The following is a 12,119-nucleotide window of genomic DNA, read 5'->3' on the forward strand; positions in this document are numbered from 1 at the left end:
GGGAATCTCCGGGAAGGCGCCAGGGAAGAAGGGGCAGCGGGATGCGGGCAGGCGTGAGGGGCACCGCTCCCCGCGAAGCGGACGGGCGGCCACGCGCCGGGACGGGGACCGGGCACCGGTGACCGGCGGGGAGTGGACCGGGGCGGCTGTGGCGGCCGCCGTCGCCGCCTACGCCCTGGGGTCGCGCAGACTCGCCGGCACCCCCGTCTCCACCGCCATGGTCTTCGCCGCCTTCGGACTCCTGATCGGCCCGGCCGGGCTGGGGCTGCCGCTGCCCGGCCCCGACTCCGGCCTCCTGCTGCCGCTGCTGGAGACCGCCCTGGCCCTGGTGCTGTTCACCGACTCGATGGCGATCCGCAGACGGACGCTGCGCCGGGGCCGCTTCCTGCCCGGCCGCCTCCTGGGGATCGGACTGCCGCTGACCATCGGCGCGGGATGGCTGCTGGCCTGGCCGCTGTTCCCGGAACTCGGCGTCTGGGAGCTGGCGCTGGTCGGCGTCGTCCTCGCCCCCACCGACGCGGCGCTGGGCAGGACCACGGTCTCCTCCCCCCGGGTCCCCGCGCTGGTGCGCCAGGGGCTCACCGTCGAGAGCGGCCTGAACGACGGCATGGTCCTGCCCTTCTTCGTCCTCTTCCTCGCGGCCGCCCCCGCGACGGCCGGGGCGGAGGCCGGAGTGGCCCAGGTGTTCTGGCGCGCCCTGGTGCTGAGCAGCGCCCTGGGCATGGTGATCGGATGGACCGGCGGACGGCTGCTGAAGTGGTCGGGCGCCAGGGGCTGGGTCACCCCGGAGTGGGGCCAGGCGCTCCCCCTGGCCCTCGCCGCCGGCTCCTACTTCCTCGCGGACTCGACCGGGGGGAGCGGGTTCATCGCCGTGTGGATGGCGGGCTTCGCCTTCGGCGCCGCGCTGCGGTCCGCGACCGGCCCGGAGGGCTCCGGGGACGCCGCCGCACTGGCGGAGGACCTCGGCGGGCTGCTGGCCGCGCTGAGCTTCCTGGTGTTCGGCGCGGTACTGCTCGGCCCCACCCTGGAACGGCTGGAGTGGCGGACCGTCTGCTATGCCCTGCTCAGCCTCACCGTGGTCCGCATGGTCCCGGTGGCCCTCTCACTGCTCGGCAGCGGCCTGCGCGCGCCCACGGTCGCCTTCGTCGGCTGGTTCGGGCCGCGCGGCCTGGCCTCCGTCATCCTGGGGCTCCTGGCCGTACGGGACGGCGGCCCCGGACTGGAGCGGCTGGGCAGCGTGATGGCGGTCACCGTGTTCCTCAGCATCGTCCTGCACGGCGTCTCGGCGGCGGCGCTCTCGGAACGCCTGGGCCGGTGGTACGGGGAGGCCTCCGCCGGGGCCGGGGCGCCGCTGCGGGAGGAGATGGACACGGGACCGGCGGGGGACGAATGGCTCGGCGCCCGGCACCGCTGGCTCGGGCCGTTCGCACGGCAGGAGCGGGGCGGGCAGGAGCGGGGCGGGCCCCCGGCACGGTGACAACGGCACGGTGACAACGGCACGGTGACCGCGGCCGTCGGGGCCTACCCGTCGCCGATTCCGGCCAGCCGGAGAACGGCGTCCAGACCCCGGACCCGCCCCGGGGCGGCTCCGGCCGGCAGCACGTAGGAGCGCAGTCCCGCGCCGGCCGCCCCGCCGTCCTTGGCCGGGTGGTCCCCCACCATCAGGGTCTCGGCCGGACCGGCGCCCAACTCCCGGCAGGCGTGCCGGAACAGCCGGGGATCGGGCTTCTCCGTGCCGTGCTCGAAGGAGTGCGTCCAGGAGGAGAACCAGCCGTCCAGCCGGTGATGGGCGAAGGTGGGACGCAGATCCCACCCGACATCGCTGACCACGCCCAGGGCCACGCCCGCGCCGGCCAGCCGGGCCAGCACGGCCGCGCTGTCCGCGTACGGCACCCAGTGCTCAGGGGTCCGCAGCTGCTCGTAGAGCTCCCCGGCCACCGGCGCCAGCTTTGGGACGGAGGCGTACCAGGTGGTGAAGGCGCGCCGGTGAGCCTCGGCGGACACATCCCGGGCACGCTGGGCCCCGGCCACCTCCGGGTCCGACAGACCGGCTTCGAGCCCGCCCAGCAGGGCCTCCATCTCCGCCTCGCCCACCGGGCGCGCCAGCGCCGCCCGTATGCGGTCGGCGTACGTCCCGATCTGGAACAGCGTGCCGGAGAAGTCGAAGAGCACGGCCCGTACGGCGGCGGGCGGCCCCTGCGGGGTCGTCACGGCGCGGATGGGGCCCTCGGGGCCGTGGACGGGCAGTCGGCTCATCCGGTCTTCCTACCACGCTCCGGGGAGGGCGTTCAGAGCCTTGCGACCACCACGCGGTCGCCGCACAGCTTGCGCATGTCGTCCTCGTCGGAGGTGAAGACGGTGACGGCGCCGGGCTGCCGCAGGGCGGCGGCCGCCAGGGCCGCGTCGATGGCGTACTTGTGACCGTGCAGCCCGGTCTCCCTCAGGAGGCCGGTCGCGTTCCGGGCGACCTCCTCGGTCACCGGCTCCACATGGAGGCGGGACAGCGCCCACTGCCAGGCGGGGAGATAGCGCGTCGGGTCGTATGCCTCGATGAGGGTCATCGAGGTGGTTATGACGCGGATGCCGAGCCGATGGGCCTCCTTCAGACGGAAACCCATCCGGCGCTCCCCCTGACCCACTGGGACAACCCCTCACTGTCGAGCAGATAGACCACTCTGCCGCCGGTCACGCGGCCTCCCGGTGCTGCTCGGGCGCGGGCCTTTCCACCTCTGCCCGCCGGGCACGGGCGAGCTCGGCGTGCATGCGCTCGATCTCACGGCGCTCGGCCTCGGCCTCGGCCATCTCCGCCTCGGTGACCTCCCCGTACTCCTCCTCCCACCAGCTGACGGCCTCCCCCAGCCGGTCCTGCTCGCGCTGACGCTCTATGGCGTGCGTGACGTAGCGGCTGAAGCCGCCGGGTCCGACCTCGGCCCGGATGGCCTCGGCCAGCTCCTCCGGCAGGGTCACGGTGTACTTCTTCGTCGCCATACCGCCGACCATACAGAGAGGGCCGGGTCGCCGGAACGCGAAGACGGCCTGTCCATACGTGTGCGTGATCGGTGCTCGCGCCCTTGACGCCGGGCGGCGGCCGGCCCGTTCCGTCACGCCGCCGCCCCGTGCTCTCACGCCGCCGGGCCCGTGAGGCGGGCGTGGAGGCGGCGGGCGGAGGCGTCGGTGAGGGAGGCGATCTGGTCGACGATCACGCGCAGCCGGGCCCGGTCGTCACCGGCCTGCGAGAACAGCGCGCGGAACTGCGGGTCCAGGCCGTCCGGGGCGCGGGCGATCAGCGCCTGGGCCAGCCCGGCCAGGATGTCGCGCTGTTCGCCGCGCAGCCGCTCCTGGTCGGGGCGCTGCATGACGTACCGGTCGGCGACGGCCTTGAGCACGTCGCACTCCAGGCGGGCGGCGCGCGGGACCACCAGGCGGGCGCCGTAGCGGGTCAGGCGGCCCGAACCGTACGCCGCCCGGGTCGCGCCCTCGGCGGCCAGGCAGAACCGGCCGATGAGCTGGCTGGTGGCGTCCTTCAACCGGGCCTGGGCGACGGCCGTGCCGTCGTAGCCGTGCGGCCACCACTCCTGGCCCAGCAACCGGTCCAGGGCCTCGGCGAGTTCGGCCTCCTCGGTGCCGGGCGGCGCGTAGCGGGCGGCGGCGACGGCGAAGACCTCCCGGCGCTCGGGTTCGGCCAGCAGCAGGTTGGGGTCGAGGTGGCCGGCGTGGAGGCCGTCCTCGACGTCGTGGACGGAGTAGGCCACGTCGTCGGACCAGTCCATGACCTGCGCCTCGAAGCACTGTCCGTGCTCGGGGGCGCCGCGCCGGAACCACTCGAAGACCGGCAGGTCGTCCTCGTAGACGCCGAACTTCCGCGACGCGGGGCCGGCGGGGTTGCCGCCGCGCGGCCAGGGGTACTTGGTGGCGGCGTCCAGCGCGGCGCGGGTGAGGTTGAGGCCGACGCAGGCCGGCGGGCCGTCGCCTCCGCCGGCCGGTCCGGCGAACCGCTTGGGCTCCAGCCGCGACAGCAGCCGCAGCGACTGCGCGTTGCCCTCGAACCCGCCGCAGGGCTCGGCGATCTCGTCCAGTACGCGCTCGCCGTTGTGCCCGAAGGGCGGGTGGCCCAGGTCGTGGGCGAGGCAGGCGGTCTCCACCAGATCCGGGTCGCAGCCGAGCGCGGCGCCCAGCTCCCGGCCGACCTGGGCGCACTCCAGGGAGTGCGTCAGGCGGGTGCGGGGGGTGGCGTCCCACGCGCCGGCGGCCGCGTCGGGGGTGACGACCTGGGTCTTGCCCGCGAGCCGCCGCAGCGCGGCGGAGTGCAGCACCCGCGCCCGGTCGCGCTGGAAGGCGGTGCGTCCGGGCCGTTTGTCGGGCTCGGGCACCCAGCGTTCCAGCGCCGCGCCGTCGTAGCCGGCGACGTGCTCCGCCGCTCTGTCCACCGTGCCGTCCGTGCCGCCGTCCACCGTGCCGTCCGTACTGTCGTCCATGGCGTACGCATCGCCATACCTGCCGCGCATACACCGACGCTAGCCGCCCCGGGCGACGACCGGGGCCGGTACGGGCGGGTACGGGCCCGCCGCGGGCGGTCGGCGGGCGCGGGCCGGGGCGCTCCGCACCGGACGGAGGGCGGACGCGCGGGCCGCCGTACGCGCCCGGGCGAGCGCCTCGTCGTAGCGGTGCAGGACGAGGCGGGCCAGCGCCGGGTGCGCGCCCAGCGGGGAGGCGGCCGGCAGGCCGGGGGCGTCCCGCACGCACCGGGCGGCGAAGAGGCCCGGCGCGGTGAAGTACGAGGCCAGTGCGGCATCGTGGCGTCCGGCGGCGCGCAGGGCGGCCACGGCCCCGGGCACGGTCGGCCCGGCGGCCGAGGCGTAGGCGGGCAGCACCGGGACGCCGCCGAGGCGTGCGGAGAGCAGGGCGGCCGTCCGTTCGGCGTCCCGGGCCGAGTCCGCATCGCGCGAGCCGGCCGCCGCCAGCACCACGCCGCCGGTGCGGGACGCGCCGGCGGCGCTCCAGCCCGTCTCGGCCAGCCGTCCGGCCAGCGCCTCGGCCAGCAGCGGGTGCGGGCCCAGCGGTGCGGCGGTCCGCACGGACAGGTGCCCGGCGGCGGCGACGGCCTCGGGCAGGTCGTGCTTGACGTGGTGGCCGCGGCCCAGAAGCAGCGGGACGAGGACCGCCCGGCCGGGCGGGAGCGCGTCGAGGGTGTCCGGCAGCAGCGGCTCGTTCAGCTCGACGTGCCCGAGTTCCACCCGCAGACCGGGCCGCAGGGACCGCACGAGGCCGAGCAGTGCGGTGACGGCGCGCAGCGCCCGGGGGTCGCGGGAGCCGTGGGCGACCGCGACCAGCGCAGGCGCGGGGCGGGGGCGGGGGCGGGCACGGAAGGGGGAGGTCATGGGGCGAGTGTGGCGGGCCCCGGTTGCCCCGCCGTTGCGGTGTCGTGACGTCCGGTTGCGCACGGCTCACGGCGCCGGCCCGGGCGGGCTGAGGCCGGTGTACCGGGTCCGTAACCCGCGGGGGCGCGCGGCGTAACACGCGCGACTCACGCTGGGCGGCATGAGCGCGACGACTGCCCAGCCCGCCGGACAGGCACCCCAGGCACCCGCGGCGACCGTGGACACCCACTGCCCGTACTGCGCCCTGCAGTGCGGCATGGGGCTGCGCCCCGCCGGAGGCGAGGAGGGGGTCGAGGTGGTCGAGCGCACCGCGTTCGACGTCAACCGGGGCGCGCTGTGCGGCAAGGGCCGCACCGCCCCGGCCGTACTCTCCTCCCGGGTGCGGCTGACCGGGCCGCTGGTGCGGCGCCGCGCCGGCGGCCCGCTGGAACCGGCCGGCTGGGACGAGGCGCTGGACCGCGTCGCGGCGGGGCTGTCGGCGGCGCGGGCCGCGCACGGGCCGGACGCGGTGGGGGTCTTCGGCGGGGGCGGGCTGACGAACGAGAAGGCGTACGCGCTGGGCAAGTTCGCCCGGCTGGTGCTGGGCACCTCCCAGATCGACTACAACGGCCGGTTCTGCATGTCCTCGGCGGCCGCCGCCCTGAACAGGGCGTTCGGGCTGGACCGGGGACTGCCCTTCCCGCTGGCGGACGTCGCGCGCACCGGCTGCGTGATCCTGGTGGGCGCCAACCCCGCCGACACCATGCCGCCCGCCCTGCGCTACTTCACCGAGCTGCGCGAGCGGGGCGGGAAGCTGATCGTGATCGACCCCCGCCGCACCCGTACCGCCGAGCACGCCGACCTGCACCTGGCCCCGCGCCCCGGCACGGACCTGGCTCTCGCGCTGGGCATGCTGCATCTGGTGGTGGCCGAGGGGCGGGTGGACACCGGCTTCGTGGCGGCGCGCACCAGCGGCTGGGAGGAGGCGCGCGCGGCGGCGATGGCGCACTGGCCGGAGCTGGTGGAGCGGATCACCGGGGTGCCGGTGCCCGCGCTGCGCGAGGCGGTGGCGCTGTTCTGCGACGCGCGGTCGTCGATGGTGCTGACCGCGCGCGGGCCCGAGCAGCAGTCCAAGGGCACCGACACCGTCGGCGCCTGGATCAACCTGTGCCTGGCCACCGGCCGGGCGGGACGCCCGCTGTCCGGCTACGGCTGCCTGACCGGGCAGGGCAACGGCCAGGGCGGGCGCGAGCACGGACAGAAGGCCGACCAGCTGCCCGGCTACCGCAGGCTGGACGACCCGGCGGCGCGCGAGCACGTGGCGCGGGTGTGGGGTGTGGACCCGAATTCGCTGCCGGGGCCGGGGCGCAGCGCGTACGAACTGCTGGACGCGCTCGGCCGCGATGTGCGCGCCCTGCTGCTGACCGGCTCCAACCCGGTGGTCTCCGCGCCGCGCGCCGCCCATGTGGAGGAGCGGCTTCGGTCGCTGGACTTCCTGGCGGTGTGCGACGTGGTGCTGTCGGAGACGGCCGCGCTGGCGGACGTGGTGCTGCCGGTGGCGCAGTGGGCGGAGGAGACGGGGACCACGACCAGCCTGGAGGGCCGGGTGCTGCTGCGCCGCAGGGCCCTGGACGCCCCGCCCGGGGTGCGCACCGATCTGGAGGTGATCGGCGCGCTGGCGGGGCGGCTGGGCTGGGCGAAGGGCTTCCCCGCCGACCCGGAGGAGGTGTTCGAGGAGCTGCGGCGGGCCTCGGCCGGGGGCCCGGCGGACTACTCGGGGATCACCTACCGCCGTATCGCCGAGGAGGACGGGGTCTTCTGGCCGTGCCCGGAGGCCCCGGGTACGGACGAGGCCGACGACCCGGCGGTGGACCGCTCCCCCGCCCCCCACCCCGGCACCCCGCGCCTGTTCCTGGACCGTTTCGCCACCGGCGACGGCCGGGCCCGCTTCGCGCCCGTCGTCCACCGCCCCCCGGCGGAGGAACCGGACGCCGGCCACCCGCTGCTGCTGACCACGGGCCGGGTGCCGGCCCAGTACCAGTCGGGCGCCCAGACGCGGCGGGTGGCGGAGTTGAACGACGCCGCCCCGGGGCCGTTCGTCGAGCTCCACCCGCGGCTGGCCGAGCGGATCGGGGTGGCCGAGGGGGAGCCGGTGGCGGTGGTCTCGCGGCGGGGGCGGGCGGTGGCGCCGGCCCGGATCACCCCGGGCATCCGCCCGGACACGGTGTTCATGCCGTTCCACTGGCCGGGCGAGGGCCGGGCCAACACCCTGACCAATCCGGCCCTGGACCCGGTCTCGCGCATGCCGGAGTTCAAGGTCTGCGCGGTCCGCGTGGAGCGTGCGGGGGACCGGCCGGCAGCGACCGGTCCGGCGGAGGACGAGGCGCGGGAGGGCAGGCGGTAGCGTCGTCGGCATGTGGACGGATGCGGGCTCCCCCGCCGCGGACGGGCCGTCACGCGCCCCGGAACTCGAACAGGACTACGCGGCCGCCTGGCGGGAGTGGGACGAGGACGGGAGCGCCGTTCTGTGGGACGCGGCCGCCGCGGACGGGACCAGTGGCACAGCACGGTGACGTCCGTCCGGTCCGTCCGGTCGGCCCGGTCCGCCCGGCCCGGTCCTGTTCCTCCTGCCGGGCCCGCGCCTGTTCAGGAGCCCTCCGTCTCCTCGGCGACCCAGGCCAGGTAGTCGGCGCCACCGCGGACGACCGGGGTGGCGATGATCTCGGGGGTGTCGTAGTCGTGCGCCGCGCGCAGATGCGCCTCCAGGGCGTCGTAGCGGGCCGCCGCCGTCTTCAGCAGCACCTGCCACTCGGGCTCGGCGCGCACCTCGCCCTCCCACCGGTAGACCGAGGTCACCGGGCCGGAGATCTGGGCGCAGGCGGCGACGCGGGCCTCCACCGCGCCGCGCGCCAGCGCCTCGGCCTTCTCCTTGCTGTCGGTGGTGGTCAGCACCGTCAGGACGCCCGTCTCCACCATGGTCGCCGCTCCCCTTCTTCCTCGCCGTCTTCGCGGTCCCGCCCGCCAACGGTAGCCGCGGCAACCGCGGTGCGGCTCGGACCGTCTCCGTCGGTGTGATGATCAGCTCGACAAAGGCCGAAGCGAAGGTCAAGGGGATGGGAAAGATCGCGAAGCCCGGCAGAAGACAGGTCCTCCAGACCGCGGTGCTGCTGTGCGTGCTGGGGTTGCTGCCCGCGGCCTGGGTCGCGGTCTCCGCCGGCGACCGCGTCCGCACCGTCGGCGACGCGCCCGCCGCCCCGGTCGTGGTCGTGTTCGGCGCCGGGCTGTGGGACGGGGAGCCGTCCCCGTACCTGGCGCACCGGCTGGACGCCGCCGCCGAGCTGTACGGCCGGGGCCGGGTGCGCGCGGTGCTGGTCACCGGCGACAACAGCCGCCGCGACTACGACGAGACGGGCGCCATGCGGGACTACCTGGTGCGCCGCGGCGTCCCCGCCGAGGACGTCGTCGGCGACCACGCGGGCTTCGACACCTGGGACTCCTGCGCCCGCGCCCGGCGGATCTTCGGCGTGGAGCGCGCGCTGCTGGTGAGCCAGGGCTTCCACATACGCCGCGCGCTGGCCCTGTGCCGGGCCGCCGGGATCGACGCGCACGGCGTCGGTGTCGCCGAGCCGCACGACGCCACCTGGTACTACGGCGCACTGCGCGAGGTGGCGGGCGCGGCGAAGGCCGGGCTGGAGGCGACGTTCACCCCCGACCCGCACTTCCTCGGCCCCCGCGAGCGGGGCCTTGAGCAGGCTCTGGCGGGCTGATCCACGCCGCCCGCCGCCCGGCGGCTCACTCCTGAGTGGTATTCCAGGACTCTTTTCGGACAAGGCGGTTGACCGCGTCGGCCGTCGGCGCGTTGTCTGCCGGTGGTACGGGCCGCCCGGGGGCACTCCCGGGGCGGCTCCCCCTCCCGTCCTCCCCCCTCTCCCGGAGCCCCACATGACCGCTGCTCCCCGCCGCCCCCGGGCCGAGACGCCACCGGACACCCCCGGCCGCCCCGACCTCCCGGGGCGTCATGACCTCCCGGGGCGCCCCGGCCGCTCGCGCCATGTCCCGCTGTACGGTCCGGGCCTCGACGGCGACGGTCTGCCCGCCCTGTACGAGCGGCTGCGCGCGGAGCACGGGCCGGTCGCGCCCGTCGCCCTGGCGCCGGGGGTGCGCGCCTGGCTGGTCATGGGCTACGAGGAGCTGCTGCGGGTGGCGCGCCGCGAACAGGACTTCAGCCACGACCCCCGGCACTGGCGCCTGCTGCGCGACGGACGGGTGCCGGCCGACTCCCCGCTGCTGGCGTTCGTCGGCTGGCGTCCGGCCCTGATGTTCGCCGACGGGCGGCGGCACCGGCGGATGCGGTCGGCCGTCGCCGACGCGCTGGGCCGGGTCGACGGCGGTGAGCTGGGCCGCCTGGTACGGGACACCGCCGACCGGCTGATCGACGCCTTCGCCGGGCGGCGCGAGGCCGATCTCGTACCGCACTACGCGCACCGCCTGCCGGCGCGGGTCGTCACCCGGCTGCTGGGAGCGGACGAGCTGGTCAGTCGCAAGCTGGCGGAGGCCGTCGCCGGTACGGCCGCCGCCAACGCCGACTCCGTCCACGCCGGCCGCAGGCTGGAGCGCGTCCTGCTGGCCCTGGTACGGGAGAAGCGGCGCGCGCCGGGCCCCGACGTCACCTCCTGGCTGCTGACGCACCCCGCCTCACTGCGCGAGGAGGAGGTGCTGCACAACCTGGTGGTGACGGTGGTGGCGGCCCACCAGACGACGAAGAACTGGATCGCCACCACGCTGCGCCTGCTGCTGACCGATCCGGCCCTGCGCTCCTCGCTGGACGGCGGGCACCTGACCCTGGACGATGCGCTGGATCTGGTGCTGTGGCGGTTCCCGCCCACCCAGAACCTCCCCGGCCGCTACGCCCTGCGCGACGTCCGGCTGGGCGGGCAGGAGGTGCGGGCCGGGGACATGCTCGTGCTGGGGCTGGCCGCCGCGGGCCGCGACCCGCGGGTGCTGCCCGCGTGCGGGCACCCGGTGACGGGCAACCGCGCACATGTGGCGTTCGGCGCGGGACCGCACGCCTGTCCGGCCCAGCCGCAGGCCCGGCTGATCGCGCGGACGGCCGTGGAGGTGCTGCTGCGGCGGCTGCCGGGCCTGCGGCTGGCGGTGCCCGAGGAGCGCCTGGCCTGGGCGTCGTCGCCGTGGACCAGGGGTCTTGCGGCGCTGCCCGTCCGCCTGGCGCACTGAGGGCCCGTCCGCGGGGGAGCCCTCCGGGGTCCACCGGGGTCCACCGGGGCCCTTGCGCGCCCCTTCCGGACAGGGCTCACAGCCGGGGGCCGGGGGCGTTGAGGGCGGTGTTGCCGCCGGGAAACAGCGCAGACGCGGACGGGAAACAGCCGCGCCGCACGCTTTCCGCATGACCTCGAAGAAGCGTGTGGTGGTGATCGGCGGCGGGATGGCCGCCGCCCGGCTCGCCGGGCAGCTCTCCGCCGCCGGCGCCCTCGGTACCGGCAAAGCCGGTGGTGCCGGTGGTGCGGCCGTGGATCTGACGGTCGTCGGCGAGGAGCCCCACACGCCGTACAACCGGGTGCTGCTGGCCGGGGTGCTGGCCGGGCGGTACGCACCGGAGGTGATCGGTCTGCCCGCCCCGCCCGCCGCCCGCTGGCTGCGCGGTGTGCGGGCGGTGCGGCTGGACCGGGCCGAGCGGCTGGTGCGGTGCGACGACGGCTCCTCGCTGCCGTACGACACCCTGGTGCTGGCCACCGGCTCCAACCCGGTGCTGCCGCCGCTGCGCGGGCTCTTCCCCGGCGGCGGGCACGAGCCGCCCCGCGGCGTGCACCCCTTCCGCACCCTGGCCGACTGCCGGGCGCTGGAGGCGGCGGTACGGCCCGGGGTGCGGGCCGTCGTCGTCGGCGGCGGCCTGCTCGGGGTCTCGGCCGCCCGCGCACTGGCCGGGCGCGGGGTGCGCACCGTCCTGGCCCACCAGGGCGAGCACCTCATGGAGCGTCATCTGGACGCCCGCGCCTCGGCACTGCTGCGCGGGCATCTGGAGGGGCTGGGCGTCGAGGTCCACACCGAGTGCCGCGTCCGCGGCCTGCTGACCGCGGGGAGCGGCGGAGGGGCCGTGGCCCGCGGCGTGGAACTGGCCGACGGCTACCGGCTGGAGGCCGAGCTGGTCGTCCTCGCCTGCGGGGTGCGCCCGCGGACCGGGCTGGCCCGGGCGGCCGGGCTGGAGGTCCGCGAGGGGATCGTCGTGGACGACGAGCTGCGCACCGGCGATCCCCGGATCCACGCCGTCGGCGACTGCGCCGAGCACGGCGGAAGGGTCTACGGGCTGGCCGGCGCCGCCCAGGAGCAGGCCGACGCGCTGGCCCGTGTCCTGCTGGCGGGCCGCGCCGTGAACAGCGCCCTGGGCGGCGCCCCGAACAGCGCCGCGGAGGGCACGGCGGCCGGTGCGCGGTCCCCCGCGTACACCGGCACCCGGGCGCTGACCCGGCTGACGCTGGCCCCGCCCCCCTCCGGGCCCGGGAGCGCGCTGGACCTCGCCGCCTTCGGCGAGACCGTGCCCCGCGCGGGCGACGACGTCGTCCGCCTCGCCGACGCCACCCGCAGCGTCTACCGCAAGGTCGTCGTCCGCGGCGACCGGCTGGTGGGCGGCATCCTCCTGGGCGATCTCGGCACCGTCGGCGCCCTCGCCCGCGCCTGGGAGGGCGGCGAGCCGCTGCCCTCCGCCCCGCTGCTCCACCTGATCACCGACGATGGAGGCCTGTAGAC

The 12,119-nt window shown here is 76.6% G+C and carries 12 protein-coding genes; 6 read left to right on the top strand and 6 right to left on the bottom strand.

Features of this window, described 5'->3' with window-relative positions; all coding sequences use genetic code 11:
• The first annotated feature begins 118 nt into the window (after window positions 1–118).
• Window positions 119–1,477 carry a cation:proton antiporter gene (locus tag CUT83_RS02540; RefSeq protein WP_194074692.1) on the top strand — a complete coding sequence of 453 codons (1,359 nt, stop codon included), beginning with the start codon at window positions 119–121 and terminating at the stop codon, window positions 1,475–1,477.
• Between the two features lie 44 nt (window positions 1,478–1,521).
• Here the strand turns inward: CUT83_RS02540 and CUT83_RS02545 are convergent, their stop codons facing one another.
• From CUT83_RS02545 to CUT83_RS02565, 5 genes are all read right to left on the bottom strand, one after another.
• Entirely contained in the window at window positions 1,522–2,256 is a 735-nt protein-coding gene (locus CUT83_RS02545; RefSeq protein ID WP_101254217.1) for an HAD family hydrolase, read from the bottom strand.
• Window positions 2,257–2,288: 32 nt separating this feature from the next.
• Window positions 2,289–2,618 carry a hypothetical protein gene (locus tag CUT83_RS02550; protein WP_338104201.1) on the bottom strand — a complete coding sequence of 110 codons (330 nt, stop codon included), beginning with the start codon at window positions 2,616–2,618 and terminating at the stop codon, window positions 2,289–2,291.
• Window positions 2,619–2,685: 67 nt separating this feature from the next.
• Window positions 2,686–2,988: a hypothetical protein gene (locus tag CUT83_RS02555; protein WP_101254312.1), complete on the bottom strand. Its 303-nt coding sequence runs from the start codon at window positions 2,986–2,988 to the stop codon at window positions 2,686–2,688.
• A 134-nt stretch (window positions 2,989–3,122) separates the two neighbouring features.
• A complete protein-coding gene (locus tag CUT83_RS02560; RefSeq protein WP_101254218.1) occupies window positions 3,123–4,475 on the bottom strand; it encodes a deoxyguanosinetriphosphate triphosphohydrolase in 1,353 nt (450 codons plus the stop codon).
• A gap of 39 nt (window positions 4,476–4,514) precedes the next feature.
• Complete coding sequence (locus CUT83_RS02565) at window positions 4,515–5,378, bottom strand: sirohydrochlorin chelatase (protein ID WP_101254219.1); 864 nt, start codon at window positions 5,376–5,378, stop codon at window positions 4,515–4,517.
• Window positions 5,379–5,538: 160 nt separating this feature from the next.
• Between CUT83_RS02565 and CUT83_RS02570 the strand changes: the two genes are divergently transcribed.
• Window positions 5,539–7,761, top strand: coding sequence for a molybdopterin oxidoreductase family protein (locus CUT83_RS02570; RefSeq protein WP_101254220.1), 2,223 nt, complete (start codon window positions 5,539–5,541; stop codon window positions 7,759–7,761).
• A 10-nt stretch (window positions 7,762–7,771) separates the two neighbouring features.
• Window positions 7,772–7,930 carry a hypothetical protein gene (locus CUT83_RS29990; RefSeq protein ID WP_158238959.1) on the top strand — a complete coding sequence of 53 codons (159 nt, stop codon included), beginning with the start codon at window positions 7,772–7,774 and terminating at the stop codon, window positions 7,928–7,930.
• 73 nt (window positions 7,931–8,003) lie between these two features.
• On the opposite strand, the gene cutA is transcribed toward CUT83_RS29990, so the two are convergent.
• Complete coding sequence (cutA, locus tag CUT83_RS02575) at window positions 8,004–8,333, bottom strand: divalent-cation tolerance protein CutA (protein WP_101254221.1); 330 nt, start codon at window positions 8,331–8,333, stop codon at window positions 8,004–8,006.
• Between the two features lie 98 nt (window positions 8,334–8,431).
• On the opposite strand from cutA, the gene CUT83_RS02580 reads away from it, so the two are divergent.
• From CUT83_RS02580 to CUT83_RS02590, 3 genes are all read left to right on the top strand, one after another.
• The gene (locus CUT83_RS02580; protein ID WP_101254222.1) at window positions 8,432–9,124 is read left to right on the top strand and encodes a SanA/YdcF family protein; all 693 of its coding nucleotides are present in this window, start codon (window positions 8,432–8,434) and stop codon (window positions 9,122–9,124) included.
• A 175-nt stretch (window positions 9,125–9,299) separates the two neighbouring features.
• A complete protein-coding gene (locus tag CUT83_RS02585; protein WP_101254223.1) occupies window positions 9,300–10,592 on the top strand; it encodes a cytochrome P450 family protein in 1,293 nt (430 codons plus the stop codon).
• 169 nt (window positions 10,593–10,761) lie between these two features.
• Complete coding sequence (locus CUT83_RS02590; RefSeq protein WP_101254224.1) at window positions 10,762–12,117, top strand: NAD(P)/FAD-dependent oxidoreductase; 1,356 nt, start codon at window positions 10,762–10,764, stop codon at window positions 12,115–12,117.
• Window positions 12,118–12,119: the final 2 nt, after the last annotated feature.

Source organism: Streptomyces barkulensis (genome assembly GCF_002843305.1).
GTDB lineage: Bacteria > Actinomycetota > Actinomycetes > Streptomycetales > Streptomycetaceae > Streptomyces > Streptomyces barkulensis.